Source organism: Curtobacterium luteum, from assembly GCF_001475545.1.
Taxonomy (GTDB): domain Bacteria; phylum Actinomycetota; class Actinomycetes; order Actinomycetales; family Microbacteriaceae; genus Curtobacterium; species Curtobacterium luteum_A.
In genome coordinates this window covers 1-26,801 of record NZ_LDQC01000062.1, presented here as the reverse complement: position 1 = coordinate 26,801, position 26,801 = coordinate 1, and the positions used below count along the sequence as shown (strand labels likewise).

The window sequence follows — 26,801 nt, the reverse complement described above, 5'->3', positions numbered from 1 at the left end:
GGGTTTTCTGCGTTCCAGGGGCACTTTGGGCTCCACGGGGCGCTCCGTGGCACAGCGGCACGGAGCGTTCGGCGGCCCGGCGGCCCGGCGGCCAGGCGGCCCGGGGCGCTCGAGGCCTCCGTGTCAGGGGAGGAGGCCGAGTTCCATCGCGCGGGTGACGGCTCGGGTGCGGTCGTTGACGCCGAGCTTCTCGAACACGTGCCCGAGGTGCGTCTTCACGGTGGTCTCGCTGAGGAAGAGGGAGCGGCCGATGGCCGGGTTGGAGTTGCCCTGCGCGACGAGCCGCAGCACGTCGAGCTCGCGGGGCGAGAGCGACGGTCCCGCGGCCACGGAGCCGGTCGTCCTGCGCACGAGGGCGGCGACGGCTGAGGGTGCGAGGGCGGTCTCGCCACGGGCGGTGGCTCGGACGCCGGCGAGGATCTCGGACTCGGGCGCGGCCTTGAGCAGGTAGCCCGCGGCTCCGGCCTCGATCGCGGCGAGGATCTGGTCGTCGGACTCGTACGTCGTGAGGATGAGGACGCGGACGCCGGGCTCCTGCGCGAGGATCCGCGCCGTGGCTGCGTCGCCGTTCGTGCCAGGCATCCGGAGGTCCATCAGCACGACGTCCGGGCGTTCGGCGAGGGTGACAGCCACGGCAGCGTCGCCGTCACTCGTTTGTCCCACGACTTCGATGTCGTCGGCGTCCTGCAGCAGGGCGACGATGCCGCTGCGGACGATCGGGTGGTCGTCCGCGACGACGACCCGGATCACTGCGTGGCTCCGGCGAGGGATGTCGCCGCACCGGGCGGTCCCGGCGCGGTGCTGACCGGCAGCGTGACCGAGACAGCCGAGCCGTTCCCGGGCGCGCTCGTGATCGTGCACGACCCACCGGCGAGGGCGAGGCGCTCACGAAGTCCGCGGAGTCCGTGCCCGGCGGTCGGACGCTCCGGGTCGAATCCGGCCCCGTCGTCGGTGACCCGCAAACCGACGTGGGTCGCGGCCACGGTGAGGTGGACCTGCACCGAGCCAGCGGCGGCGTGCGCGCGGACGTTGGCCAGTGCCTCCTGGGCGGTCCGCAGCAGCACCACCTGGGTGTCGCGGTCGAGTGAGCAGTCCGGTGCGGTGACCGCGACCGGGATGCCGGTCTCACGGTGGAAGCGTTCGCCGAGGCGATGCAGGGCGGCGGCCAGTCCGTCGCCGGCGATGCCGGCGGAGCCCGCGGCGACGAGGCTGCGGGATTCCTCGAGTGCGGCGCGGGCGGATTCCTCGAGGATGGTGAGACGCTCGTCGAGTCGGTCGACACGGTCGGCGGCGAGGTCGCCACGAGCTCGTTCGGTGAGCATCACGATGCCCGCGAGGTTCTGGGCGACGGTGTCGTGCAGTTCGCGGGCGAGGCGTTCGCGTTCGCTCGTCACGCCCGCGCGGCGGTGCGCCTCGGCGAGGGAGTCCTGGGTCGCGCGGAGCTCCTCGATGAGCTGCCGCCGTTCGTCGGACAGGCGCGCGATGCGGGTGATCCACAGTCCGAGGGCGCAGGCGCCGACGACGCTGACAGCCTCGACGAGCAGGGTGCTGACGAGGCCGGCCGGACCGGTGGCGATCTGCAGGCCGATCCCCGACGCGAGCCCGATGGCCAGCGACACGAGGATCGCGGGCCGGACTCGGTCGAGCTGACACCACGCGACCGGGAACAGCATGCACTGGACGAACGCCGTGGTGGGGACGATCGCCGGCAGGACGAGCGCCGCCACGACGAGCAGAGGGACGAAACCGGCGGCAGCGCGGGGCGACTCGTACCCGCGCCACCCGTACGCGAGGTAGGCGGCGGCGAGGACGGCGAGCATCGCGAACGCCGGCCAGCGGGTGCTCCAGGGTGACCAGGCGAGGGCGGCGATGACCGCGACGAGCGCGATCGTGACCGCGACGGCCGAGTGGAGGCCCCAGTTGCGGTGCGCCGTGATCCGGTCCATCGCACCAGCATCCCACCCGGCGGGAGCTCCGCGGGAGTTCTCCACAGCCCGCATCAGGCGTCCTTGCGGTTCCACCGGAACGTCAGGAGACACACGGCGACGCCGACGACGAGCCATGCTGTCAGGATGATCGCTCCTGTACCGAGGTGCCACGCGCCTCCCGGCTCTGCCGAACCGAACTGCGACGGCAGGAAGACCGATCGCATGCCCGACGCCATCCAGCGCAGCGGGAACGCACTCGCGACGTCCTGCAACCAGTCGGGGAGCTGCGTGAAGGGCAGGTACACGCCGGAGATGAACTGCAGGACGAGCACCACGGGGACGATCGTCGCCGTGGCGCGTCGGCCCTCGCGGGGGAGCGCCGAGATCGCGATGCCGAGGACGCTGCTCACAGCGATGCCGAGCAGCACGATCCACGCGAACGTCCACCAGCGGCCGCTGTCGGTCGGCAGGTCGACGCCGAACACGAGCCGTGCGACCGCGAGGAGGATCCCGGTCTGCAGGACGCTCGTGACCAGCACCATCCCGATCTTCCCGGCGAAGTACGAGAGCACGGGGAGCGGGGTGCCACCGAGGCGCTTGAGCGTGCCGTCGCTGCGCTCACCGGCGATGTCGACGCCGAGCGACTGGGTGCCGGAGAGCAGGATGCCCGTAGCGACCAGACCGGGAAGGTAGTAGGTGGCGTAGTCGACGCTCGCGCCCGGGCCGGGGCCGATGTCCGGCGCGCTGCTGAACGCGACGGAGAACAGGGCGAGCATGACGATCGGGAACAGGAACGTGAAGAACACCGAGTCCGGTGCGCGGAAGTACGAGCAGATCTCGTAGCCGACGCGGTGCGCGCTGATCGTCACGGGCTTCATCGAGTACCGACCATTCCGAGGTAGACGTCCTCGAGGGACGGGCGGATGACTTCCAGTTCGTGCATGGCGTCCGGTATGTTCCGGATGTGGCGGGTGGCATCGTGCGTGCGCGCCTCGTGGCGGGTACCTGCGTCGTCGCGCCACCGGACGACGGGGGTCCGCGCTTCGGCGCCGCCGATCTCGTCGATCGGAGCGATGTCGAGGAGCTTCCCGTCGACGATCACCGCTGCACGGTCGGCGAGGTGTGCGGCCTCGTCGAGGTAGTGCGTGGTGAGCAGGATCGTGGTGCCCTCGGCCTGCACGCGGCGGAGCAGGTCCCAGAACGTGCGTCGGGCCTCGGGGTCGAAGCCGGTCGTGGGCTCGTCGAGGAAGAGGACCTCCGGTCGGCCGATGATCCCGAGCGCCACGTCGACACGTCTGCGCTGGCCGCCGCTCAGCCGGCTGATGCGGGTGTTCCGCTGCGACTCCAGCCCCGTCGCTGCGAGGAGCTCGTCGACGCTGCGGTGCTGCGGGTAGAGGGTCGCGAAGTGCCGCAGCTGCTCCGCCACGGTGACGTTCGGCGATTCCGCGCTGGTCTGCAGCACGATGCCGATGCGGGCGTTGTGACTGCGACTCGAACGCGCCGGGTCGTGGTCGAGGACGCGGACGTCGCCTCCGGTGCGGGAGCGGTACCCCTCGAGGACCTCGACCGTGGTCGTCTTGCCGGCGCCGTTCGGGCCGAGGAGGGCAAAGGTCTCGCCGCGGGCGATCGTGAAGGACACGTCATCCACGGCGCGCTTGCCGGTGGCGTACTGCTTCTCGAGGTGGCTGACCTCGATGGCTGGGGTGTCGGGCATGGGTCCAGCCTGTCGCGCCGCTGCGTCCGGCGGTTCGACCGGTCCGGTGGACCGGCATCCTCCGATCGGAGGATGTGGCCGGTGGGGACGGTCGGACGGGAGGCGCGTGGCGGGCTGGTGCCGCGCCTCCAGGCCGTCTCGTGGTCAGGACCCGATGGCGGACCGCAGGAAGTGCGCGGTCCGGCTGTGCGGGGAGGCCGCGACCTGCGCCGGCGTGCCGGCGGCGACGACGCGGCCGCCGTCGCCGCCCCCTGCCGGACCCATGTCGACCACGTGGTCCGCCTGCGCGACGACCGACATGACGTGCTCGACCACGACCACCGTGTTGCCCGCGTCGGTGAGCTGCTGCAGCTGCGCCGTCAGCAGTTCGACGTCCGCGGGGTGCAGGCCGGTCGACGGCTCGTCGAGCAGGTACAGCGTGTGGCCCGAGCGTGCGCGCTGGAGTTCCGTGGCGAGCTTGATGCGCTGGGCCTCGCCGCCGGAGAGCTCCGGTGCCGGTTGGCCGAGCCTGAGGTAGCCGAGGCCGACGCTCCGGAGGGCGGTGAGCGCGCGGGCCGCCGCCGAGAGGTCGGCGAGGGCGTCCGCCGCCTCGTCCACGGTCATCCCGAGGACGTCGGCGATGGTCGAACCCTTGCGGCGGACCTCGAGCGTCTCCGCGTTGTAGCGCGCACCGTGGCACTCCGGGCACGGTGCCCAGCTGCCGGGGAGGAAGAGGAGCTCCACGGACACGGAGCCCTCGCCCTGGCACACCTCGCAGCGGCCGCCCTCGACGTTGAAGGAGAACCTCCCGGCGGTCCAGCCGCGCTGTTTCGCGTCCTCCGTCGCCGCGAAGGCATGGCGGACCGCGTCGAACATGCCCGTGTAGGTCGCGAGGTTCGAGCGCGGGGTGCGGCCGATCGGCTTCTGGTCGACCTCGACGACGCGGGTGATGAGCGGGTGCGTGCTCGCTGAGCTCGCGAGCACACCGCCGACGAGGGACGACTTGCCGGAGCCGGAGACGCCCGTGACAGCGGTCAGCACACCGAGCGGGAGGTCGAGGTCGAGGTGGTCGAGGTTGTGCAGTGTCGCGTCGCGGATCTCGAGGGTGCCGACCGGTTCCCTCGGCCCGTGGGCGGGTTGCTCGCCGCCGGGGTGCAGGTAACGCCGGGTGACGCTGTCCTCGACCTCCGCAAGCCCCTCCGGCGGCCCGCTGTAGAGGACGCGTCCGCCGCCGGAGCCGGCTCCAGGACCGACGTCGACGATCCAGTCCGCACGCCGGACGATGTCCATGTCGTGCTCGACGACGAAGACGCTGTTGCCGCCCGCGCGGAGGTCGTCGAGGACCCGCACGAGCGACTCCGTGTCCGCCGGGTGGAGGCCCGCGCTCGGCTCGTCGAGCACGTAGACCACGCCGAACAGCCCCGAGCGGAGCTGCGTCGCGATGCGGAGGCGCTGCGTCTCACCGGCGGAGAGCGTCGGCGTCGCCCGGTCGAGCCCGAGGTACCCGAGTCCGAGGTCGATGAGGACCTCGATCCTGCCCTGCAGGTCGCTCGCGATCGACTTCGCGACCTCCGACCGCTCGCCCGAGGTCACCGTGCTCTGCGCCGGGGTCGGGTCCGTCAGGCCGGCGACGGGCCGCAGGACCTCCGCGAGGTCGCTCAGGGGCAGGGCGTTGAACTCGGCGATGCTGAGTCCGCCGAAGGTCACCGCGAGGGCCGCCCGCGTCAGTCCCGAGCCGCCGCACAGCTGGCACGGGCCGGACTCCACGAACCGCAGCGCCTTGTTCCGCTGGGTCTCGCTCTGCGAATCGGCGAGGGTGTGCAGCGTGTACTGCCGGGCGCTCCAGAACCGCCCCTTGTACGGCTTGGCCACCCGGTCGCGCTTGGGGTGCACCTCGACCACCGGCTGCTCCTCGGTGAAGAGCAGCCAGTCACGGTCGGCCCTCGGCAGGTCCTTCCACGGTCGGTCGATGTCGTACCCGAGGACCGCCGTCACGTCGCGGAGGTTCTTGCCCTGCCACGCGCCCGGCCACGCGGTGATGGCGCCCTCGCGGATGGACAGCGAGGGGTCGTGGACCGCCGAGGCCTCCGTCACCTCGTGTGCGGTGCCGAGGCCGTGGCAGCGCGGGCACGCACCCGCGACGGTGTTCGGCGAGAACGAGTCGGAGTAGAGCTGCGTCGCGCCCTCGGGGTACGTGCCCGCGCGCGAGTAGAGCATCCGGACCGAGTTGCTCAGCGTCGTCAGCGTGCCGACGGTCGAGCGGGTGCTCGGGGCGCCGCGGCGCTGCTGCAGGGCGACGGCCGGGGGCAGGCCTGTGATCGAGTCCACGTGGGGCGTGCTGCCCTGCGCGATCAGCCGGCGGGCGTACGGCGCGACGGACTCGAGGAAGCGGCGCTGGGCCTCGGCGAAGACGGTGCCGAACGCGAGGCTCGACTTGCCCGAGCCGGAGATGCCCGTGAACGCGACGATGCGGTCGCGGGGGATGTCGACGTCCACGTCGCGGAGGTTGTGTTCGCGGGCGCCGCGGACGCGGATGAAGCCGTCGGGGTTGGGCGCACTGGCTGCGGGTGCGGTGCGGTTGTCGGCTGGCTGGTGGTGCGGGGCGGGCATTCGTTCGAGCGTAGGCGGGGTGGCTGGGCGGTGTTCGCCACTGGGCGGACCGGAGGCACGGGGCCGGTCCGTCATCCACCGGAGTGATGGCTGTGGTTGCGCAGAGAAACGAAGATGATATGTTGCCGTACGGGGAAGTCGCAGAGGGTGCGACGACGGAAGGGGAACGATGGCCACGCTGCAGGTCTCGTACAAGACGCTCGACCAGGTGCACGGAGCGCTGGACTCGGCGCGGTCGACGTTCACCTCGGCCGACCTGCCCGCGGACGGCGGGGCGTTCGGTGCCGAGGACGTCTCCCAGGCGTTCGCCGCCTTCCGCACCTCGCAGCAGCGGTCAGCCGCGTGGCTCGCCGACACGAGCCGCACCCTCGCGCAGTACGCGCACGACACCAAGTCCCAGGTCGCCGACGCGGACCTCGACCTCGCTCGGAGCGCGGGGACGACGAAGTGACCGCCGACCCGTTCGCCGGTGACCCCGGCGCCGTCGGGAAGCTCTCGACCGCCCTCGCCGATCACCAGGACGACATCCGACACGGCGCCACGAAGGTCGCGCGCACCGCCGACGACGCCGACGACTGGACGGGTGCGTCGAAGGACCGCTTCACCGCCACCGTCTCGACGATCCCGCCCGCCGCTCAGCGGGTCATCGGGCGGCTCGATGCCGCGATCGACGTGCTCGACACCTACGCCGACACCGTGCGGCAGATCCAGGACGAAGCCGAGCAGATCCGGGCGTCGCAGCTGACGACCGCCATCGACACCGCGGCGAACGTCCTCGCGCTCTCCACCGCGACGACCGCTGCTTCGGCGAAGGACGCCACCGAGGCCGACGGCCGACGAGCGCAACGACTGCGGTCCGACGCCGACGACCTCGCGGCCACCGCCGAGCGGCTGCAGGGGGAGTGGGACGCGCTCGTCGAACGACGGGCGGCTGCCGACCGAGCAGCGGCGTCGGGGCTGTCCGACACCGACGTCCTCGGCGTCGCGCCCTCGTACGCCGGCTCGCTCGGTGCGATGAGCGACGCGGACTTCCTCGCCGCGGTCGCCGGCATGCCGCCCGAGGTCCTCGCGGCGCAAGACCGGTCGGTTGCCGACCGCCTCGCGGGGATGCCGCCCGAGACCGTGCAGGCGTGGTGGGACGGCCTCGGTGGCCGGGGGAGCGCCGGAGAACACTCGGCGGCGCAGGACGCGTTGATCACGGCGTTGCCCGCAGTCATCGGGAACCTCAACGGGGTGCCGTACTGGGCGCGGGACCAGGCGAACCGGTTGGCGGCGCAGCGGGCTGAGGCAACTGCCTACAAGAAGCTGCAGCAAGCCAAACGAGATCGCGACCGGTCACTTGGCGGACCGCGAGCACTGCAGACACAGGTGGCCCTGAACAAGGCGCAGAAGCTCTACGACGCCCTGCGCAACTTCAACGCAGGTGCGCGAACGGCGCTCAACCTGGTGCATCCGCTGCCGAGACAGATTGTGAGCTTTCACCCGGGCGAGCCGCCGCTCGGCGCATTCGCCGTGGGCGACCTCGACACCGCTGAAAGTGTGTCGTACCTGGTGCCGGGTATGGGTAACTCCCTGGCCACCACGACGGAGAACATGCGGGTCGCGTCGAACATCCAGGCGTACCAGCAGAATGCCGACGCATCTCCGACGGCGATGGTGACATGGCTCGGGTACGAGGCGCCGCCGGACGCGAAGACCGGCGACTTGAGTGTCCTCGGCGACGAGCACGCGATACGAGGGGCACCCAATCTCGCAGCCGATCTGCTCGGGATGCGAGCCACCCGGCCGGAGGCACAAATCAACGTGGTCGCTCACTCCTACGGCTCGACGTTGGCGTCGATCGCTGTTGCAGCACATCCCGAGATCCACGTGCACTCTCTCGTGACGCTCGGATCGGCCGGCATTCCGACAACGGTGCCGGACGCCGCAGCGACGAATGCAGCGCACATGTACTCTGCTCAAGCTGACGAGCGAGGGAACGTGGCCTGGTTCGGTCGGACGTTCAGCATCTCGCGCCGAGTGGACCCGACGGACAACTTCGGTGCGACCGTGATGGCGACGGACGGAGCGGCAACGGTGAACCTGCACGATCTCGCTGCGAGACCAGGAACGGACGACCACGGGTACCTGGACGTCGGTACCAAGACACTGTCGAAGACGGCGAAGGTGACGCTGCCTTGATCCGCTTGACCCAGAGAGTTGCAGCGGTGGTTGTAGGCAGCGCGTTGATCGCGATCACTGCGAGCGGATGTGGAGGACAGATGAACGCCGTGAAGCCGTCTGATGCGAAGCGGGAGGCGACGAGTCTGCTCCGCGCGACGATGCAGCAAGAGGAGCTCGCGTGGCCAGACGTTCCTGAACCAGTCGCAATGCGTTGCTCGGACGGAGGGGAGGGCGTTCGGTTCCAGTACCTCGTGCACGTCGAGCACGCCCAGGATGCGAAAGTGCTCGCCGCGAGGTTCAAGCAGTACTGGCAGGGGCGCGGTCTCGAGGTCAAATCGTCGGAGGAAGACCTCGGCAGCAAGTACGGGACGGTGTACTCCGCGACAGCGCGCGCGGCCTCGGGCCCGTCCGCTGCGATCGAGGTTTCGCGAGTCGGCGTGAACTTGTACGTTGACTCGCCGTGTGCCGAAGGCGACATCGCAGACTACGAATGAACGCCGCTCCTCCGCGAGCCCACGCAGTTCCTGCGTGCGGCCATCGCGCTTCGCGACCGCCTCGACCTCGGCACGCGTTCATTCAGGATGCTTGGGTCCGCAGACATCCCTCGAGTGCACGTGACGACGCCGCGACCCATGCTGAGCACATGGACGACGCACAGGCCTTCGAGCGATCGAACATCGCTGACATCCTGCATCACGACCGGGAGCGCCGCAGACTTGCCGTGTCGGCAGTCCTGATGTCCGCCATCGCCGTGCTCGCCGGATGCGCAGCAGGAGGGAAGCCCATGACGCCCGAAGAAGCCGGACAGGGCGCGCTCGCGCTCCTCAGCCAGACGACGAAGACCACGGATCTCGAGTGGTCGACGCCCGGCGACCCGACGGGCAAGAAGTGCTCGGATGGCGTCAGCTACCAGTACATGGTCCACGCCCCGATCGAGTCGAAGCAGCGCGAGCTGGCCGATGGTCTGGCAGAGTACTGGCGCTCGAAAGGTCTCCACGTCGAGCGGAGTCAGCAGGACTTCGGCGAGCCGTACGGCGATGTGTACGCCGCGACTGCCAAGGCCGAAGGACAACCCGGCGCTGCGCTTGAGATCACGAGCAGCAATGCCTTGGTCTACGTGAACTCGCCATGCGTTGCCGGCGACCCCGACGACGAGGGATGAACGATGTGCCTGAGTGTCGGACCGGATCGGTTCCGAGACAAGCATCGGCAACCAGCTTCGTGGCCTGCCTCGTGAGCATCCACGGGGTCACCGCGCGCCAGAGAACCGGTGACCTCGGGTACATGGACATCGAAACCCCTGTGCCGCGCGAGCTGGCGGAGGTCACGGAGCCGTGAGGGCTCAGCGAAGGATCGAGAATCTCATCGTGATGGGAGCGCTCGTCTCAGTCGGCGTGACGGCGTGTGCTGGAGGGAATCAACCCATGCCATCACCGATCGAAGCCGAGGCCTCGGCAGTCGAGCTGCTGCGGAAGACGGAGGCGGCGGTCGACCTACCGTGGCCGGACACTCCGGAGCCGTCTGCCGAGGAATGCCCAGGTGGCGTCGGATTCAGCTACTTCGTGTCGATGAAGACCGCGACGGATGCTCGATCGGTTGCACAGGCCTTCCAGCGCCTGTGGAGCTCGGAGCGCCTGACGGTCGATCCGTCGGAGAATGACCTCGGCGGCGACGGTGGGATCCTGTACTCGGCGACAGCCGATGCCTTCGGAGCCGCGGGAGCCGCTTACCAGGTGAACACAAGGTCAGTCGTCGTGCGGATCACTTCGCCGTGCGCCGAGGGATCCATCGACGACTATGACGAGTGACGAATGACGATGCGGCCAGGCCCCGCTCGGGCTGTTCGGGCGAAACCGAAGATGCAGCGGCGAGCGCCCTACCGCGCGCCCTCGCGAAGCGTCGCGGGGCTCCTCGCTGTCGCAGCCATTGCCGCCCTCGGCGCGTGCTCCTCCGCCGGGCCGACCCGCCCTGTATCGGTCGAGGCCGCGCAGGCGCAGGCGGTGTCGGAGCTCCGGTCGGTCCTCGCGCTCGCGCCGGACACTTGGGCCCAGGGCGTTCCGCAGCCGGTGGTGAACGACTGCAAAGTCGACGGGCGCAAGGCAGTCCAGTTCAGCTACTTCGTCGAGGTCGTCCGGCCCGCCGACCCAGAAGCGCTCGTCGATCGGACTGGAGCGCACTGGAAACGCGAGGGCTACGAGCTGTTGAGGACCCGCACCGAGATGGACCCCGAGACCGGCACGGTGACCGCGGTCGTCGCACGGGCCGACGGCAAGCCACGTGCGTCGATCGCGGCCACGAGGGTCCGCGCCCACGTCAGCGTCGATTCGCTCTGCGTCCCGGGCGACCCCGACGACCACCGGTAGCCGACGACCTCGCCGCAGCCGCGCGGACAAGCGCTTGTCCGCGCGGTTCCGCCACTACTGCGAACGGATGCCTGAGTGCGCCGAAGGCGCCGCCGATCGATGCTCCCGCTTTAAAACTCCGGATGCGCGCTTCCGAAGAGAAGTCGCAAAGCGCAGCGGAGGAGCGCCTCACGGAGACAGCGGGTCTGGCGCTCTCACTACGCTTCGATGGTCGCAGGCTCGAGAACATTCGTGCTCGCACGAGCGCCCCCACATACTGATTGTTGCCGGATTGCACGAGCAGGGCAGTCAGCGCCCCGGGCCTCTCCTCCGCTACTGGGTCGTGTCATTCGTAAAGAGCGCCTAGAGGACGTCGTGTTCGGCGCTCTCGACAGCGATCTGTTCAAGTTCGTTGATCGAGCGTCCTTGACGATCCCTCCAGAGCTTCCGACCGTTGACGCTGGTGCCTGTCAGGAACTGAGCTGCAGCACTGGGACTCGGGAAAGCGAGATCTCGCAGAACCGTGAACTTGTCGTCGTGGGCCTCGATGTCGCCCGCACTGAGGAGCCGACTGCGCAGATCGGCGAGACGACCGGGCGCCGACGCTTGGAGCTGCATCCTTCCTATCGAGCCGGTTCGAACGGTGAAACCGTCGGAGAGCTGGTTGCCAATCCCGGTGCAGGCCCGGTCGTTGAGGAAGAGCTCGCCCGTCGCGTCACCCGGCTGACCGGGGTGATCGTCCGCATCCGAATCAGCGATCGATACTTGGCGCTCAAGAAGCGGCACACCGAGGACCCCGGCGAGCATTGCGATCGTCTCGAAGTACTCCCGACAGTCCGCTTCGAGGGGAGCAGGGGTGAATGGGTTCGATGCTTGGTTGCCGTTCTCGAGACGGTACCGACCCGCTTCCTGTGCTCGAGCGATGGCCAGCCACTCGAGGTAAGCGACGTGTGTGCTTGTCCAGTCACGTGTCAAGGAGACTGCAACGAGGGCACGCGTCCAGAAATCCCTCGAGCCCTGGTGCTGGGACAATCGTCGACCGACGTCTCCGGATTGACCGATGTAAGCGACGCGATCCTCCGGGTCGTCAGAAATCAGGAAGTACATGCCGACTTGCGACGCCTCGCCCATCTTGAAGAAGCGTGCGAGCAGCGGCCGCGGCACGTCGACGACCGTGACTGTGCGCGTCGTGACCGTTGCGATCCGGATCCCTGTCGGCTCTCCTTGGGGCAGGTACACCTGAATGGTCTGGGGGTGAGGCACGCGATGTTCTTCCTTTGAGTTTCGCGGATCAATCAAACGACCGAGGCACCCTTGCGCCGGTTGCACGGTCCGCACAGCACCTGCAGGTTTTCGGCATGGCTGCTGCCCCCGCGAGACACAGGGATGATGTGGTCGAACTGGAGCTCAGAAGTCGAGCCGCACGTGCCGCAGCGGCCCCCGTCACGTGCCCAGACCAGCTGCTTCACATCAGAGCGGATCGCGCCTCGACGGTAGCTGGTGGGCTCGGCCGGCGTGTTCACGATCGTTTGTGCTCTCGCGATCGTGGCGGCTTGACGCCGTTCTCGGGTTTCGAGCAACGCGTAGACCTGGTCCGACACGAGGCCGTCGTTGTCCCAGAACCAGCGCCCACGGAACCACCAGTACTGCCGTTCTTTGACGCTGCCAATCCGGGCGGGGACCGTATCCGACGCGGAGATCATCGCTTGGAGCTCGTCCTTACTGAGCTTGGCGCCGACGTAGTAGGTGGACTTTCCCAACGTCAACTCAACCCGGCCCCGTCGAGTGAACAAGTTCACGCGATGCCTCATCGTGACGTTCTCGGCTCTCCGCAGCACGACGTACCACCTCCAACTACAAAGTGAGCATTGTGTCAACAAGTCTGGTCTGGACCGTTGCGACTCGCCACCACCCGTTCGGGGCGGACATGACGCGCGTTACGTACGGCGCTTCCGGTGCGCGGCCCTGAGCTGACTGTTTCAAGATCGCGATGGTGGGCCAAACCCTGCACGCGCGTGCGGTAGCCGGAGGGGTCAAAGTCGACGGGGTGGAACAGTTCGGAGGGCTGGAGGCCCTCGCCGTTCACGAGGTGAAGGGCCAGATGGAGGACGACCCCGACGCGCTATCCCAGCAGATGGCCATCGCACTGCAGCAGAACGTGGACGGGTCAGCGCTTCTTCTACGTCGAGCCGCTCGCTCTGGCGGCAGAAGCCCGCGTTGCAGCAGACGGAGGATATGGAAGGGGCCGCTCCGACGCCTTGCCGACAGCGCCGCCGCCAACCCCGAAGCGAACTACTTCCTCGTCATGGACGAGATCAACCGCGGCAACATCGCGAAGGTCTCCGGCGAGCTGTACTTCCTGCTCGAGTACGCGACAGCGAGATCTCCCTGCTCTACAGCGACGAGCCCTTCACCCTGCCGAGCAACATCTTCGTCATCGGCACGATGAACACCGCCAATCGCTCGATCGCGATGCTCGACGCCGCCATGCGGCGCCGCTTCGCGTTCATCGAGCTCCACCCGGAACGCGACCCCGTCCGCGGTGCACTGGTTGGCTGGGCGGCGACCAGAGGCCTCCAGGGCGACCGCACCAGCCTGCTGACACGACTCAATGCTGCGGCACCGCGATCACCAAGCTGCCGCCCGTGCCAAGGTTCTCTGCGGACGACGGCCACGGTGAGAAGAAGCAGCGCGTGATTCGACTGCTCGACGCCTTCTTCGATCGCTTCGCTTCTTCGGCCTCAGTTGCAAGAACGGAGATTGAGGGGTGTGAGCCGGCCGACGTTCAGCGGTAGGCCCCGACCCACAGCCCGTCCCGCGCCCGGGTCATCCCCACGTACAACTCCCGGCGCTCGAGTTCGCGCCGCTCCCGATCGGCCTCGCTCATCGACGCAGGCGCATCGGCGAGCAGCCGCCTCCGGACGTGAGCGAGCAGCACCTGCTTGAACTCGAGACCCTTCGCCCGCTTGACGGTGCCGACCTTCACCGCGTCGGCCGGCTTCCCGCCGTAGTCCTTGAGTGACACGCAGGGCATGCCAGCTGCGCGGAGCACGGTCATGACGTCGTGCGCCTGCTGGTTCGTCGCGGTCAGGATCCCGACGTCGCCGTGCGAGGTCCCGACGAGTCGCAGCACCTCGGTCAGACGAGCGAGCATCGCGCCATCGTGGTCGGCACGTCCCGCAGCGCGGTGTACGACAGGCGCGGGTCCGTTCCGCGTGACAGCGGACACGGCATCGCCGGCGCCGTTGAGGCCCTCGATGTCCGTGAAGGAGTCCGCTGCGACCATCTGCTTCGCGAAGTCGAGGATCTCCGCAGTGTTCCGGTGGTTCACGTCGAGCACGACGCCGCGCCCCGCGAGGCTGATCCCGACTTCTCCGAGCGTGTACCCGCCCGGGTAGATCGTCTGCTGTCCGTCTCCGATCAGCGTCAGGCCGTCTGGTCGGTCCCCGACGAGCGAGTGCAGCAACGACACCATCGCGCACGACAGGTCCTGCGCCTCGTCGACGATGACCGCGTCGTAGCCTGCGAGCGGTCGCTCGCGGAGTGCATCGCGGGCGAGAAGGACGACGTCCTCCCAGTCGGTGAGGCCGCGCTTCCGGAGGCCGCGGTCGTAGGCAGCGTGCAGGTCCCAGACCGCCTGCCGGACCTCGACGGGCAGCCCGTGCTTTCGCCCGACGCGGGCCAGATCTGCGTACTGCTCGAAGCGGGTCAGGCCCCGTCCCTTGATGACGTGCGTGATCTCGTCTTCCCAGTAGCGGCGTGTGAAGCGCGATGCGCGCAGCGGACTGGAGGCCCCGATCGCGTTCCATGCATCGTCGAACGCGAGCCGCGCCTCCCGTTCGTCGACATGGAACCGGATGCCACGCTGCTTCAGCAGACGCGTCGCGAACTGGTGGACGCCGACGAAGTCGACCCGGTCGACCAGTTCGGGCGCGTGGCGCTCGAAGAGCGACGCGAGCACCTTGGGGAGCGTGCCGATGTAGGTGGCGAACAGCACGCGACCGGTACTCGCGCGGGCGAGGTAGGCGGCGCGGTGGATGCCGACCACGGTCTTGCCGGTGCCGGCCGCCCCGCGGATGCGTGCCGGGCCGTTGAAGTTGCGGCGGACGAGTTTGGCCTGCGACGGGTCGAGGAAGGCCATCCACTCCTCGATGGGGGCCTCGAGGACGCCGTCGAGGAGCTGCTCAGCGAGCTCGGCGTCGTCGATGAGCGCAGGCTGGGACAGGTCCTGGCGGGGGAGGACCGGCTCCGGAACGGTCAGCTGCTGTTCGGGGGACTGGGCGCCGTCGATGACGGGGAAGTGTGCCATCACAGCGGCGAGCACCTGGTCGACACGGACGGGGGACAACCGTGCGTTGCGCTTCGTGATGTGACCGCGGAGGTCGTGGACTCCGATGACGTCGACCGAGGCGACGCGCGCGTGCATCCGGCGCTGGTCGGCGAGTGCGACGACCGCGTGGACCTCGCCCGGCGGGAGACCGATCTCGGCGAGGGCCGCCTCCGCTCCGTACACGAGGTCCGCGAGACGAGCGACGTCGGCAGTGACGTCCTCCTGCCCGCGGTGGATGCGGTCGCCGTGGACCGAGACCTCGCGCCAGGCCTTCGTGTCGACGATGAAGACGCCGGCGCTGCCGACGACGATCATGTCGACCTGGGCGTGCATGCTCCCGGGCCACCGCCGGTCGGCGAGGAGGTGGTAGCCGATGCCGGCGAGTGGGGCGAGGACCCGTGCGGTCTCGGCCTCCGTGCGCTCGGCGATCTCGTAGCGTCCCGCCTGTTGCTCGTCCTCGTCAGCCTGCCGCCGGTGTTCGTCGGCTCGGCCGCGGAGCCGACGGGCTTCTGCCCCGGCAGAGGTACCGGCGATGGTCACGATGGTGCTCCCCTGAGGAGTGTCCTGATCACACCGGCGCCCTCCCCGAACGTTCCGGTACCGAATCATCTTCGCTCCTGAGCAACCGTCAAGGCAGCACCCGTTCTGGGGGCTGGGCGACGTTCGCTCCACTGCGGAAGCCTCGCTTAGCGTTTCCATAACGAGGGGAATGGAAATGGTCTGGGACATCCCGATCGGAATGAGCATCGGTCGTCGTGAGTTGCACAACCGTCTCGGTGGCGGGAGCTGGCAGGACGGCATCACACGGGTCGTGGCGACGAACGAGATGCTCGTCTTCACCAGCGACGGCGGCGGGAAGCACGGCTACGGCGTGCACGAGGGGCTCCGCAGCGACGGCGTCTTCCGCTACAGCGGTCAGGGGCAGGACGGTGACCAGACGCTGACCTCGAACAACAAGGCCCTGGCGGACTCCGAGGAGATCGGTCGTCCCATCCGTGTGTTCCGAGGCCAGGGCACCGTGACCTACGTCGGTAGCTTTGCGCTCGCTGATCCGCCGTTCACGTGGGAGCGGTTCCCGGGGACCGGGTCGTCCCCGGAACGGGAAGGACTGGTCTTCAACCTCGTCGCGGTCGACGCGGACACGTCGCTCTTGCCCGTGCTCGTCGCCGAGGAGGGCGGTTCTTCGGCTCGGGAGTTGGTGACCGCTGCGCCTCCGGTCACGACTGCTTGGCAGCCCCTCGACTTCAGCGAGTACCAGGTGCGCCGCGTCGACGAAGGCGAGTCGGTGCGAGCCGTCTCCCGTCGCGAGTTCGAGCTGCAAACGCGATTCGGTGAATGGCTCCGTGCTCGGGGTGAGGACGTGCAGGTGCTGCGTCTCACCGAGGACGGGGTGACGATCGTGCCGGACCTGTACGTGCCGACGCTGTCCCAGGTCGTCGAGGCGAAGAAGTCGACCGCGAGGATCTTCGTCAGGACGGCGATCGGGCAGGCGCTCGACTACGCGGCGGTCGCACGACGTCGTGGCCTGACGGTGACTCCGGCGATCCTCCTGCCGGCGGAACCGGGCGCGTCGATGATGGAGTTGGCTACTTCCGTCGGGATCACCGTGTGGTGGCAGTCGACGGAGGACGGCTTCACGAGCGTCAGCCCGTAGGCCGTTCCGCCTGGAGGAGGCGGACTGTCGGCAGGTCTGGTTCTGCCCAGCGGACGTCTGCGAGCTCCGTAGGCGACAGCCATCGCAGTTCGTCATGGTCCGAGCTGGCGACCTGTTGGTCCGACAACCAATGGATGCGGTAGCTCGCGAGGTCGATTTCGGTTCCCCCGACGGTCGTCGTGGAGCGATCGATCCGTTCGCCGACGACGACATCGATGGCGAGCTCCTCGTGGAGTTCTCGTGCAAGGGCTGCTTCTGGCAGCTCATCCCGCTCCACCTTCCCGCCGGGGAACTCCCACTGGCCCGCCGCGGACCGGCCTGGAGCCCGTCGGCAGGCGAGGACCCTTCCGTCCGCACGCGTGAGGACTCCTGCCACGACTTCGATCACAGGATCCATCCTGCCGTGGTGCGCGCGGCGTCCGGCGGAACGGGCGATGGAGTCCCATCGGTCGATTTCCCGCTCGACTCTCGTCGCGGCAGCCGCCGGGTCACCGTGCTCCCAGAACCGGAGGACCCGCCACCCCTCGGACACGAGGATCGCCTCGTTCTGCGCATCCCGCTGACGGTTCGCCAACAACTTCCGGCGCCAGAGCTCAGCGTTCGCCTTCGGCAGGTGCGCGTGCTCCTCGCAGTAGTGCCAGAAACACCCGTCAACGAACACCGCGATCCGGGCGCGAGGGAAGACCAGGTCGGGCCGCACCCGGCATCGCTTGCTCACCTGCCGGTCCACGAAGAAGCGCCGACCGCGGCGGTGGAGCTCGCGTCGCAGGGCGAGTTCAGGCGCCGTGTCCCGGCGACCGAAGCGCGCCATGTGCCGCCGTCGAGCGTCGTCAGCCTCCCAATGCCCCATCACGAGCAGGATGCGCCGTGCAGCACGGCGTCCGTCGAGCGGTGCCGTCGACTTGTGGGCAGGCGGTCGCCGGAGCTGACTGTGCAGGAACGAGACCGCTACTGGTGCTCGATCCGCCGGTACGTCCCCGCCGGCTTTCCCGGCCCCTCCGCCCGCTTCTCGTCCGTCGCCACGAGCCTCGGCAGCATCGCCCTCCGGAACGAGTCCGGCTGCAGCGCCCGCCCCGCCACGGCCTCGTGCACCCGCCGCAGCTCGGTCATCGTGAACGGCTCCGCCACGAGCCCCCGCGGGTCCGGCGCCGCAGCGTAGAGCGCCCGCAACGAGGCCACCGCGAACGTCACAATCTCGTCGTGCCCGTGCACCATCCCCGCCGCGTCGTCGACCGGGACGAGCCGCGCCCGCGAAGCGTCAAGCCCTGCTGACAACAGCGACGACACGGGCACCACATCGAGGTGTGCCACCGACAACACCCACCCCCGACTGTCCCGTGCAGGATCGTCGAACACGTGCAACTGCGACGGCGCCAGCCCGGTCACGCCCGCCTTGTCGGACAGCGACCGCAACACGGCCGCGGCCAGCCGCTCGCCCTCGTGCACGAACGTCCCCGGTAGCCGCCAGTCCCCGTCGACGGCATCGCGCACCTGCAGGACCGACAGCGGTTCCCCCACAGGCACGGTCAGGACCGCTGTGTCCACAGCCACCGAGGGCCGCGGGTAGTCGACCAGGCGCTTGCCGGAAGGATCGCGGTACACAGACGAAGTCACGCCGACGAGTTTACGCACACTTGCGCAAACTGCGACGACATGGAACAGTGAGACCAGTTAGCGCAGAACCGCGCAAACCTCGACCGGAAGGCAGGCGGCCATGAACCCCACCACCCGCGACCGCGCGATCGGCGCCGTCCTCGGCTCCGCCGCCGGCGACGCCCTCGGCGCCGGCTACGAGTTCCGTCCCGCCGTCCCCGACCCCACCCCGATCCGGATGGCCGGCGGCGGCTCCTTCGGCTGGGCGCCGGGGGAGTGGACCGACGACACGAGCATGGCCGTCCCGATCCTCCGCACCCTCGCCCGCGGCGGCGACCCAGCCAGCGAGTCGGCCCTCAACGGCCTGGTGGCCGCCTGGGCCGACTGGGCACGGACCGCGCCCGACGTCGGCATCCAGACGCGCAACGTCTTGACCGGCCTGGAGGCACGGATCGCCTCAGCAGCGCGGGCTGCGGCCCGGCAGGAACACGAGAACCGAGGGCGGTCGGCGGGGAACGGCTCGCTCATGCGGACGGCGCCCCTGGTGCTCGGGTACCTGACGGGCGCGGTCGACGAGGAGCTCCGGCTCGCCGAGGCCGCGCGGGCGATCAGTGACCTCACGCACTACGAGTCCGACGCGGGCGACGCATGCGTGCTCTGGTGCGTGGCGATCCGGAAGGCGGTCCTCACGGGCGAGCTCGACGTCATGGCGGGCCTCGACCTGCTCGACCTCGACAAGCGTCGCATCTGGGTCGACCGCATCGTCACGGCGGAGCACTCGGAGCCGGTGGACTTCACGGACTCGAACGGCTGGGTCGTGTCGGCGTTCCAGGCTGCGTACGCGGCGGTGAAGCGGAGCTCGAGCCTCGAGGACGCCCTCGTCCGAGCGGTCCGCACCGGGAACGACACCGACACGGTCGCGGCCATCGCGGGTGGTCTCGCGGGCGCGTTGTACGGGGCGAGTGCGCTCCCGTCGGAGTGGCGGGAGCTCCTGCACGGCTGGCCCGGGATCCGCGCGGACGACCTCGTCACGCTGAGTGAGCAGGCGCTGACCGCCCGCGCAGCGGCGGCGTGACTGCTCGCGAGACGGTGACCGGGGGACGGCCGGTGTCGGAGGGTTCGATGGGGGGACTCTCCGACACCGGCCAGGCGACGCGGGGGTGATCGATGCCTCCAGGCCGAGCCGTCGAGCCGTCGAGCCGCCGAGCCGTCGAGCCGCTGGGAGGAGTCAGAGCGCGGCGCGCGCCCGCTCGACCGCGTCGATGAAGCGAGGGATGCCCCACATCAGGAACGTCGGGGCCATCCCGCTCCGCATCGTGACCCGGACTTTCTTCCGGAGGCCGCTCGAGACGTCGTCGAGCCGGGTGATCTCCTCGACGGGGATCCCGAAGCGGGTCCCGGGCGCGGAGTTGATCGGGTGCGCCCGGAACCAGAGCATCTCGGGTGTGAGCGTGACCCGTCCGCCGATCTCGAACCGGCGGATCGCCCCGCGGACGTAGCCGGGGACGAACTCGGTGGCGCCGGAGTCCTCCTCGTCGGGGAGGTAGGTCGCGAGCTTCCTCAGCAGGATCATGGAGGCGTCGGTGAACGGCACGGGCTACCGGCTCCCGACAACAGCGAGGTACCGGCGGGCTCCGCGGATGTTCCGGACGAACGACACGCTGAGCCCGATCGCGACCAGGACGAGTGCGCCGAAGAAGATGCGGGCGAAGCTGGACGCCCACGGATCGTCGTTGATGATGTTCGGCAGCTGCGCACCGCCGATCCCGAGGTAGAGCAGCAGGAACTGCCCGAGGTTGACCGGGAGCGTGACGACCGCTCCGCGAGCCCAGTCGGCCGCACGGTGAGCGACGTCCGAACCGTTCGTCTCGATCGGCTGCCCCGAGTACACGGCTCGGCGCACCGTCCGGCGGTCAGCCCTGTCCAGCTCCCGGACGGGCCACTGCATCGACGGTGCGAGCCGCGACGCGATCGTGAACAGCGAGACCGCTCCGCTCAAGCCACCGATGCTCAGCCCGAGGCCGACGACGATGAGCAGGGTCCTGAGCGCCGACTCTCCGCCCGCGAGGAAGACGCCCACGATCGCCCCGACGACGAAGCCGCCGATCGCGATCCAGGTCGTCCGCCGCCACGCTCGGCGAGCGATGTCCTCGTAGTCCCCCATGCGCTCCACCCTACGAGGAACGTCGATGCAGCAGTGCGCCGATTGATCCCGCGTTTGGAGCGACGATCCACAAGGTGGACGCAGGCTGGTACATCACGGTGGAATTCCGCGTTATGCTGACCGAGCGTTGGCTAGTGAAGGGGGCAGCGTTGGGGGATCTGACGGTCGATGCGTCGGTGATGCATTCGGTGGCGTCGAAAGCGAAGAACGCCGCGGCGGAGTTCGGGGCGGAGCGTGCGCTCTCGGAGGCTGACGCCGGATGCTTCGGTTCCGATCTCGTGGCGTCGGCGTTCACGTCGTCGGCACGGGCGCAGGATGCAATGGTCCGTTCACTCGGTGATGACGCGGACACGTTGAGCCGGTTCGTCGAGGACGCTGCTTCGGAGATGGAGCAGACGGACGCGGGGCTGGCGGCGAAGCTGCGATGACTGCCGATCCGACAGCGGGCGATCCGAACGGCATCCGTCGGCTCGCACGCTTGCACACGCAGCACGCCGACGCGGTTCGTGCGGGGGCCCGGCACGTGGTGGACGCCGCTGCGTCCGCGCAGTCCGGGTGGAGCGGGAAAGCGCAAGAGCGGTTCGTCGCGGTGGCGGCGACGGTGCCCGCGAGTGCGCAGCGCACCGCGGCGCGACTCGACGAAGCTGCGTCGGCATTGGACACGTACGCGACCGAGGTGCAGCGGATCCAGGACGAAGCGCACCGCGTCCAGACGGCCCAGCAGGACACGACCGACGAGATCGCGGCCAATGCGCGAGCGATCCGCTCAGCGACCGTGACGGCACAGCGCGCGGATGCGGTGGAGTCCGACACGACCAAGCTGCACCAGCTGCAGAACGGAGCGGCGAGTCTTGCCGGACTGCAAGCGCGGTTGTCCATGCAGTGGGACGAGCTGGTGACGCGGCGCGATGCTGCCGATCGTCAGGTGACCTCGGCCCTGCAAGCACCGGAGGTCGTCGGCAAGCTGCAGTCCGCCGCGGCCGTGGCAAAAATGAGTGACGGGCAGTTCCTCACGTGGCTCGGCTCGCTCGACAAGGAGTCGATCGCCGCGCTCCGGGATGATCCGACGATTGCTGCACGTCTGGCGCGCATGGACGCGAAGGACGTGGCGCTCTGGTGGAACGCCTTGTCCGGCCCGGACGGTGCACACTCCGCTGAGCAGGATGCGTTCGTCGCGGCGATCCCGGCGGCGCTCGGGAACCTGAACGGCGTCGCCTACTGGGCGAGGGCGCGAGCGAACACGACCGTGCTCGACGCCAAGCTCACCGAAGCGAAACAGAAGACGGCGTACTGGAAGAAGCAGTTGAAGAGCGCTTCGAGCCCAGCGGCTGCCGCGGCTGCGAGAGCACAGCTGCAGACCTGGGAGCGGCAGCGCGACGGGTACCAGAACATCCAGACGACGTTGGACACGAAGGCCGTCTCGCTCATCTCGCTCGTCGATGACCGACCGCCGCTGGCGCAGATCGTTTCCGGTGACATGGACAACGCCGCTCACATGACGTACATCGTGCCCGGCATGAACACGGCGACGTACCAGGACGGGACCGTGCAGAACTACGCGACGATCGCCGCGGGTATGCGAGCGGAACAAGCGCTGCTCGGTAAGACTGCCCCCTCCAACGTGGCGGTCGTCTCCTGGATCGGGTATCACGGACCGATGGCGGACGATCTGTCGTTCGCCTCGGTCGTGGCGAATGGACGAGCGCACACCGGCGCCGACGCCCTCACCGCCGATCTGAACGGGTTTGACGCAGTTCGTGCGGCGTCTGGCCAGGACGCGGACTTGTCTGTCGTCGCGCACTCGTACGGAACGAACGTGGCCACCATCGCGCTGACGAAGACGCATGCCGACCACGTCGTGCTCCTCGGGTCCGCGGGGGTCACGGACGTAGCACCGAACGCTGGCGCACTCCAGGTGCCGAAGGGTGAGGTCTTCGCAAGCCAGGGAGCGAAGGATGCGTGGGCGATCACCGGCCAGAACCTCTCAGGTCGGCAGGACCCGACCGAACTGTCTTGGGATGCCCATGACTTCAGTTCTGAAACGCAAGGAAGCGGTGCCGACGAGTTGCACGGCGTCACCCACCACGGCCCGTACGACGGCCGCGAGGGCAACGACCAAGGCCGCTACTCGTACTTCGACAACGGCACGACCGCGCAGTACAACACCGCGAAAGCAACGATGGGTCTCGGCGATCAGATTCCGGAAGCTGGCGCTCCCTTCGACCGTATGCGGCAGCAGACAAAGGACAATTGGTTCATGTACGAGTGGCAGACAGGACTGACCGGTGATCCGACGCTGTGACCGATGGACCACGGTAGGCGCATTGTGCGCGATCGTTGCCACCCTCATCACCGGCTGCACCGACACCGGACCTCACGCCCCAGCGAGCAAGGACTCATCCATGACATTGCAGGAGTCACATCAGAACGTGCTCGACATCTTCGCCGCGATCAAGTCGGTTGTCGGAGAGGACGGTTGGGACGGAGGGACCGAATCAGAATGGAACGGCTGTTCCTCGCAGGGCGAGGCGGGCGCGCAGTTCATGCTCACCGCGATCCGGAACCAGTCTCTCTCGGGCACGCCCGATGACCTGACGAAGCAGGTCGCAGAGAGGCTCAAGTCGAAGCTGGGCATCGAAGGCATCCGCGTGCAGCACGACAAGACGTTGTCGCCCGCCCGGACGGTCATCGGCTACCCGAACGGCTACAACGGGGGAACCGCTGCTGACGGGTACGGGTTCCAGTTTCAAACCGATCCCAACTTCGTCGGCATCATCATCTACGGGCACTGTGTGCCTGGCGTTCCGCCCAAGCTCGGGACGCCGCTGAATCCCCGCCCGTCCGAATCGCCAACAGCATCCCGCTGATTGAGTCTCTTTCGCGCTGCCGGGAGGGGCGCTGACATCGGCGACCTACGTTCCGTGTCCGCAAAGAGCGTTGGCACGTGTCCGAGTGGCAGACGGGGTTGACCGGTGATCCGACGCTCTAGGCACAGCAGTCTCGGACTCGCCATCGTCATCTCGGCTGCCCTCTCGGTGACCGGTGCCGAGGGAGGTGCCGGACCTCGGAACCCCTCTGAATCCGCGCCCTACTGACCTTCCTTAGCGGTGCTCGCCACTGCGGCCAGGGTCGGTGCGCAACCCCTACGACGACCGCCGATGCGGCAGCCGGCCGATCGGCCCCTGCAGCAGTAGGAGCAGAACTTGGAACAGCCCGACGTCGGGGAAGAGCACGGCCAGCACGAGGGCCGCCGCGAGGAGCCCCGCGGCGATGATCCCCTTGTTCCTCGTGGCGAGCGGTGTCGACAGCAGCTCAGGGGAGCGACGCAGCGCGAACTCGATCGCGGTGCGCGACAGGCTCGCCCGATGATCGTGCTGAGGTCCACCGCGTGAGCGGCTCGGCCGGTGTCGGTGGTGTCGAGCAAGTTCGCGGCGAACGGCAGGGACGCGATGCTGATGAGCCACACGAAGTTCAGCCGCAGTACGAGCGGGCTGTCCGACTGAACGTGCTCGAACACCTGGTGGCCGAGTCGCCAGAACCGCGAGATCACCCAGAACCTGACGACGAACTCGACGATGGACCCCCGGTGGTCACGGAGGAGTTCGCCAGCCCCCGCGCCTCCGTGGACCTCACCCGCGAGGTCAGCCAACGGCTGGATCAGCAGCGTGATCGCGATGGCGACGGTCGCGTCGGAGCAATCGACGAGTCGGTCGAGGTCACGTTCGGTGCGGGCCGGTGTGCTCATTTCGGGAGCGCAGGGACGGGCTCGATCATCCGCCCGTCGGCCCCGCTGTCGGCCTGGAGGCGCGGACCGGCCTGCCAGCGCGGCGTGCGTTGCGGAGGTGGGTCGCGCCTCCTGTCCGGATCGCCCTGCCAGCGTGGCGTACGTTGCTGGGGCGGGTCAAGCCTCCCGTCCGCCTTCCCGCCGTCCGACGATCGAGGCGTCGGTGTCCGGTACCGGTCAGTCAGCGCCCGGGCCGGACGCCGGGTCTGCCAGTCGCACGCTGAGAGCTGTCCGGGCGGGCGGACGCACGGCATCTGCGACCGTCCCGAGCACCGCGACCCGGTCGTCGGCGGGCAGGTCACGCAGGGTGACGGCGACCTCGCCGCGGTAGCGCCCGGCCGACGGCAACTGCACGGTGACGGAGCCCGCTGAACGGGGCTGACCGCCGGTCTCGGGCAGCGGCAGGTCGGCGAAGCGCTCCCGGGAGTGCTCCAGGCGGATCATCGCCTCGGCGGCGTCGGGTCGTTCGCGATCCGGGACGTCCAGCGCTGCGAGGACCGCGGGGTGGACCCCGGGCACGGCGCTGCCGTCGAGCACGACGACCCCGTCGCGGACGAACGTCCCGAGCCGCGACCACGACCCTTCGGAGAGTGACGGATCGCCGACGTACACGTCGTCCACGCCCACCCCGGCCAGTGCGAGCGCCTGGTGCAGCGGCGGTGCGTTCCGGTGCGCCTCGACGGTGGGCAGCCCCTCGTCGAGCGGCCCGCGTCGGACCGTGTCGCCCGCGATGAAGGCCCCGAGCCGCCACCCGAACGACCGTGCGGCGGCTGCCGACGCGGCGACGGAGGACAGCGCCAAGCCGGTCCACTCCCGCGGGTAGAAGTTGTGGATCAGCTCGACGTCGAGGTCGGCGAACGGCTCGAGGTCGTCGTGGCTGAGCGTGCTCGCGTTGAGGGCGATCGGCAGGACGGAGGCGATGGACCGGATGACGGCGTCGGGGAAGCCGAAGTCGATCCGGACCCGTGCGACGCCGATGGACCGGAGGAACGCCCAGGGGTCGTCGCCGAGCAGCCGGGCCGTGTTCGGGGAGACGTCGGCGACGACCGCGAGGCCGCAGTCAGTGGCGGCGGACACGATCGCGGCCGCGGCCTCTCGGGCGCCCGTGGGGGAGTCCTCCGGGATGTGCAGCGAGGTGAAGGCGAGCGTCGCGCCGGCGTCCGCCGCGGCGGTGAAGGTGGGCGCCGCGAGCTCCGCGTGGCCGAGGTACGCGCTCGCGCCCGTCCGCATCAGCGAATCGCTCCGGCCGAGGCGCCGGCACCGGCGCCAGCACTCGCCTCGGTTCGGGCTGCGGCCGCTGCGGACGCCACGGGCGAGCCGGCGTCCGCAGGTTCCGCCGAGGCGACGACGTCGAGCGGCGCACCCGGGGCGGACTGCGCTTCGAGGTCGGCCCGCACCGAGGCGGACACCCCGAACAGCAGCGTTGCGACGAAGCCGACGACGTACGCGACGAGCAGCCCCGAGCCGTAGCCGAGGAACGCCCACCCGTACCCGGACGACCCGTTGAGCAGCGGCAGGAGCGACAGGTCAGAGGCGCCGATCGCGATCGCGCCGACGGAGTGCCCGAGCTGGTCGAACAGGCCGACGACCCCGCCGCCGAACGCCCCGCCGATGCACGCGGTGATGAACGGCCGACCGAGCGGCAGCGTCACGCCGTAGATGAGCGGCTCGCCGACGCCGAGGAGCCCGGCGGGCAGCGCACCACGGATGGTCCGCGAGAGCGCTTCGTTGCGGCGGAAGCGCAGCCACAGGGCGACGGCCGCGCCGATCTGCCCGGCGCCGCCCATCGCGAGGACGGGCAGCAGCACGGTCCACCCGGTCTGGTCGATGAGTGTGGTGTGGATGGGTGTGAGGGCCTGGTGCATGCCGGTCATGACGAGCGGCAGGAAGAACCCTCCGAGCACGAACCCGGCGAACGCACCCCCGTTGGCGAGGAGCCAGGTGGCGGCGGAGCCGATCGCGACCGAGACGACCCCGGCGACGGACATCAGGACGCCGAGGGTGACGGAGCCGGCGACGAGGACGGTGACGGTCGGCACGACGATGAGGGCGATCACGTCGGGCGTGTGCTTCCGCATGGACCGCTCGACCAGGGCGGCGAGGATGCCGCCCGCCATCGCCCCGAGGACGCCGCCCTGGCCGGGGGCGAGCGTCTGGCCGAACACGGTCACGTTCGCGACCCCCGCGGCGACGACGACCCCGCCGACGGCGCCACCGAGGATCGGCGTGCCGCCGAACTCCTTGGCGGCGTTCATCGCGACGAACACGGCGAGGAGCGACAGGAACCCGCTGGAGAGCACCCCGAGGAACGGGGTCACGGCCGGGAGCCAGTGCAGGTTCGTGAGGATGCCGTTGATCCCGGCGATGAGCCCGCAGGCGATCAGGGCGGGGATGAGCGGGATGAAGATCGCTGAGATCTTCCGGATCGCCCGCATCGTGCGGCCGTCGGCACGCGAGCGGGCGGCGGCCTTCATGGAGGCGCCGCGGGCGGCGAGTTCCTCCGGCGACGCACCGGACGCTGACGCACCGGACGCTGACGC

At 69.4% G+C, this 26,801-nt stretch carries 27 protein-coding genes; 12 read left to right on the top strand and 15 right to left on the bottom strand.

Features of this window, described 5'->3' with window-relative positions; all coding sequences use genetic code 11:
• Positions 1-123: 123 nt before the first annotated feature.
• The 5 genes from NS184_RS11600 to NS184_RS11580 all read right to left on the bottom strand — a co-directional run bounded on the left by NS184_RS11600 (position 124) and on the right by NS184_RS11580 (position 6,231).
• A complete protein-coding gene (locus NS184_RS11600) occupies positions 124-750 on the bottom strand; it encodes a response regulator transcription factor (protein WP_058726273.1) in 627 nt (208 codons plus the stop codon).
• Positions 747-1,946, bottom strand: coding sequence for a sensor histidine kinase (locus tag NS184_RS11595; protein WP_058726272.1), 1,200 nt, complete (start codon positions 1,944-1,946; stop codon positions 747-749). Before NS184_RS11595 ends, NS184_RS11600 begins: the two co-directional genes overlap by 4 nt.
• A 53-nt stretch (positions 1,947-1,999) precedes the next feature.
• Positions 2,000-2,806, bottom strand: a complete 807-nt coding sequence (locus NS184_RS11590) for an ABC transporter permease (RefSeq protein ID WP_058726271.1) — start codon at positions 2,804-2,806, stop codon at positions 2,000-2,002.
• Positions 2,803-3,642, bottom strand: a complete 840-nt coding sequence (locus NS184_RS11585; protein ID WP_058726270.1) for an ABC transporter ATP-binding protein — start codon at positions 3,640-3,642, stop codon at positions 2,803-2,805. Before NS184_RS11585 ends, NS184_RS11590 begins: the two co-directional genes overlap by 4 nt.
• 144 nt (positions 3,643-3,786) lie before the next feature.
• Positions 3,787-6,231, bottom strand: a complete 2,445-nt coding sequence (locus NS184_RS11580; RefSeq protein WP_058726269.1) for an ATP-binding cassette domain-containing protein — start codon at positions 6,229-6,231, stop codon at positions 3,787-3,789.
• Between the two features lie 169 nt (positions 6,232-6,400).
• On the opposite strand from NS184_RS11580, the gene NS184_RS18360 reads away from it, so the two are divergent.
• From NS184_RS18360 to NS184_RS11550, 6 genes are all read left to right on the top strand, one after another.
• On the top strand, positions 6,401-6,682 hold the full coding sequence (locus tag NS184_RS18360; protein WP_058726268.1) for a hypothetical protein: 282 nt from the start codon (positions 6,401-6,403) through the stop codon (positions 6,680-6,682).
• Positions 6,679-8,412 carry an alpha/beta hydrolase gene (locus tag NS184_RS11570; RefSeq protein WP_058726267.1) on the top strand — a complete coding sequence of 578 codons (1,734 nt, stop codon included), beginning with the start codon at positions 6,679-6,681 and terminating at the stop codon, positions 8,410-8,412. The genes NS184_RS18360 and NS184_RS11570 overlap by 4 nt, the downstream gene beginning before the upstream one ends.
• A gap of 80 nt (positions 8,413-8,492) precedes the next feature.
• Positions 8,493-8,888, top strand: a complete 396-nt coding sequence (locus NS184_RS11565; protein WP_058726266.1) for a hypothetical protein — start codon at positions 8,493-8,495, stop codon at positions 8,886-8,888.
• Positions 8,889-9,037: 149 nt separating this feature from the next.
• On the top strand, positions 9,038-9,556 hold the full coding sequence (locus NS184_RS11560) for a hypothetical protein (protein ID WP_058726265.1): 519 nt from the start codon (positions 9,038-9,040) through the stop codon (positions 9,554-9,556).
• 262 nt (positions 9,557-9,818) lie between these two features.
• Positions 9,819-10,202 (top strand): hypothetical protein, encoded by a 384-nt coding sequence (locus tag NS184_RS11555; protein ID WP_058726264.1) that lies wholly within the window; start codon positions 9,819-9,821, stop codon positions 10,200-10,202.
• Between the two features lie 192 nt (positions 10,203-10,394).
• On the top strand, positions 10,395-10,757 hold the full coding sequence (locus tag NS184_RS11550; RefSeq protein ID WP_152998183.1) for a hypothetical protein: 363 nt from the start codon (positions 10,395-10,397) through the stop codon (positions 10,755-10,757).
• Between the two features lie 342 nt (positions 10,758-11,099).
• Here the strand turns inward: NS184_RS11550 and NS184_RS11545 are convergent, their stop codons facing one another.
• On the bottom strand, positions 11,100-11,999 hold the full coding sequence (locus tag NS184_RS11545) for a GIY-YIG nuclease family protein (protein WP_058726262.1): 900 nt from the start codon (positions 11,997-11,999) through the stop codon (positions 11,100-11,102).
• A 32-nt stretch (positions 12,000-12,031) separates the two neighbouring features.
• Positions 12,032-12,535, bottom strand: a complete 504-nt coding sequence (locus NS184_RS17460; RefSeq protein ID WP_206556282.1) for an HNH endonuclease — start codon at positions 12,533-12,535, stop codon at positions 12,032-12,034.
• 248 nt (positions 12,536-12,783) lie between these two features.
• On the opposite strand from NS184_RS17460, the gene NS184_RS18975 reads away from it, so the two are divergent.
• Positions 12,784-13,185, top strand: coding sequence for a hypothetical protein (locus NS184_RS18975; RefSeq protein WP_206556281.1), 402 nt, complete (start codon positions 12,784-12,786; stop codon positions 13,183-13,185).
• 336 nt (positions 13,186-13,521) lie between these two features.
• On the opposite strand, the gene NS184_RS11535 is transcribed toward NS184_RS18975, so the two are convergent.
• Positions 13,522-15,606: a 3'-5' exonuclease gene (locus NS184_RS11535; protein ID WP_206556280.1), complete on the bottom strand. Its 2,085-nt coding sequence runs from the start codon at positions 15,604-15,606 to the stop codon at positions 13,522-13,524.
• Positions 15,607-15,781: 175 nt separating this feature from the next.
• Between NS184_RS11535 and NS184_RS11530 the strand changes: the two genes are divergently transcribed.
• Entirely contained in the window at positions 15,782-16,720 is a 939-nt protein-coding gene (locus NS184_RS11530; RefSeq protein ID WP_058726261.1) for a hypothetical protein, read from the top strand.
• Here the strand turns inward: NS184_RS11530 and vsr are convergent.
• Complete coding sequence (gene vsr / locus NS184_RS18745) at positions 16,710-17,570, bottom strand: DNA mismatch endonuclease Vsr (protein ID WP_275935030.1); 861 nt, start codon at positions 17,568-17,570, stop codon at positions 16,710-16,712. The genes NS184_RS11530 and vsr overlap by 11 nt on opposite strands.
• A gap of 98 nt (positions 17,571-17,668) precedes the next feature.
• Entirely contained in the window at positions 17,669-18,334 is a 666-nt protein-coding gene (locus NS184_RS11515; RefSeq protein WP_058726260.1) for an NUDIX hydrolase, read from the bottom strand.
• Between the two features lie 100 nt (positions 18,335-18,434).
• Between NS184_RS11515 and NS184_RS11510 the strand changes: the two genes are divergently transcribed.
• Positions 18,435-19,388: an ADP-ribosylglycohydrolase family protein gene (locus NS184_RS11510; protein WP_058726259.1), complete on the top strand. Its 954-nt coding sequence runs from the start codon at positions 18,435-18,437 to the stop codon at positions 19,386-19,388.
• Between the two features lie 153 nt (positions 19,389-19,541).
• Here NS184_RS11510 and NS184_RS11505 read toward each other — a convergent pair whose 3' ends face one another.
• Together NS184_RS11505 and NS184_RS11500 are read right to left on the bottom strand one after the other, a co-directional pair.
• Positions 19,542-19,886, bottom strand: coding sequence for a hypothetical protein (locus NS184_RS11505; RefSeq protein ID WP_152998182.1), 345 nt, complete (start codon positions 19,884-19,886; stop codon positions 19,542-19,544).
• Positions 19,887-19,910: 24 nt separating this feature from the next.
• Complete coding sequence (locus tag NS184_RS11500) at positions 19,911-20,477, bottom strand: hypothetical protein (protein ID WP_058726257.1); 567 nt, start codon at positions 20,475-20,477, stop codon at positions 19,911-19,913.
• A 74-nt stretch (positions 20,478-20,551) separates the two neighbouring features.
• Here NS184_RS11500 and NS184_RS11495 point away from each other — a divergent pair, with 74 nt between their 5' ends.
• The 3 genes from NS184_RS11495 (at position 20,552) to NS184_RS11485 (ending at position 23,344) form a co-directional block, all read left to right on the top strand.
• Entirely contained in the window at positions 20,552-20,905 is a 354-nt protein-coding gene (locus tag NS184_RS11495; RefSeq protein ID WP_058726256.1) for a hypothetical protein, read from the top strand.
• Positions 20,902-22,779, top strand: a complete 1,878-nt coding sequence (locus NS184_RS11490) for an alpha/beta hydrolase (RefSeq protein ID WP_058726255.1) — start codon at positions 20,902-20,904, stop codon at positions 22,777-22,779. The genes NS184_RS11495 and NS184_RS11490 overlap by 4 nt, the downstream gene beginning before the upstream one ends.
• A 100-nt stretch (positions 22,780-22,879) precedes the next feature.
• Positions 22,880-23,344 (top strand): hypothetical protein, encoded by a 465-nt coding sequence (locus NS184_RS11485; RefSeq protein WP_058726254.1) that lies wholly within the window; start codon positions 22,880-22,882, stop codon positions 23,342-23,344.
• A gap of 221 nt (positions 23,345-23,565) precedes the next feature.
• Here NS184_RS11485 and NS184_RS18970 read toward each other — a convergent pair whose 3' ends face one another.
• From NS184_RS18970 to NS184_RS11475, 3 genes are all read right to left on the bottom strand, one after another.
• A complete protein-coding gene (locus NS184_RS18970) occupies positions 23,566-24,222 on the bottom strand; it encodes a TMEM175 family protein (RefSeq protein ID WP_083513649.1) in 657 nt (218 codons plus the stop codon).
• 216 nt (positions 24,223-24,438) lie between these two features.
• Complete coding sequence (locus NS184_RS11480) at positions 24,439-25,491, bottom strand: MupG family TIM beta-alpha barrel fold protein (protein WP_058726253.1); 1,053 nt, start codon at positions 25,489-25,491, stop codon at positions 24,439-24,441.
• Positions 25,491-26,801: PTS transporter subunit EIIC (locus NS184_RS11475; RefSeq protein WP_058726252.1), on the bottom strand; the 1,311-nt coding region annotated here is incomplete at its 5' end. The genes NS184_RS11475 and NS184_RS11480, both read right to left, overlap by 1 nt.